Source organism: Mesorhizobium sp. M4A.F.Ca.ET.050.02.1.1 (genome assembly GCF_003997725.1).
In the GTDB taxonomy this organism is placed as follows: Bacteria; Pseudomonadota; Alphaproteobacteria; order Rhizobiales; family Rhizobiaceae; genus Mesorhizobium.
In genome coordinates this window covers 1-583 of sequence record NZ_RZSG01001431.1, presented here as the reverse complement: position 1 = coordinate 583, position 583 = coordinate 1, and the positions used below count along the sequence as shown (strand labels likewise).

Here is a 583-nt window from a genome sequence, read left to right as displayed (position 1 = left end):
GCGTAGCAGGATGGCGCCGAATCTATCCTTCGACGGCTCGGCGATGGCGGCTGGGGCAGGGTCGGCGGCGGGCACGGCTTCCTCAGACGCGCCGCGCGACCGAGACGGTGAAGATGCCCCACTGGTCGATGCGCTGGTCGATTTTCTCGAAACCGGCGGCCTTCACCAACTGGTCCATCTCGCCCTGCGTGCGCCGCCGCATCACCCAGGCCTGGCCGCCGCGATGCGAGGTCAGGCTACGCGCGATCATCTCCAGCTGCGGATGCCAGGGCTGGTTGGTGTAGATGATCAGGGCACCGGGCTGCATGGCGCTGGCGAGTCCGCTGAGCGAGCGGGAAATCAGCGCATTGTCGGCGAAGAGCTCGTAGAGGCCGGAAACGATGGCGAGGTCCGGCGCCGGCTTCAGCGCGGCGAGCATTCCGGCATCGAAGGCGTCGGCCTGGCGGAAGGTGACGCTGGTCGGCAGGTGCCGCTCGGCGATCAGCCTGGTGCCGAGCCCGACATTGAGCTCGGAATAGTCCTGCAGCCTGACGCTGGCCGGGGGCGTCGGGCATTTGGCAACGGCATCGAGCACGTAGCGGCC

1 protein-coding gene is annotated in these 583 nt (G+C 68.3%); it reads right to left on the bottom strand.

Annotation, left to right across the window (positions count from 1 at the left end; all coding sequences use genetic code 11):
* Positions 1-82: 82 nt before the first annotated feature.
* Positions 83-583: class I SAM-dependent methyltransferase family protein (locus EOA33_RS37970; RefSeq protein WP_190234546.1), on the bottom strand; the 501-nt coding region annotated here is incomplete at its 5' end.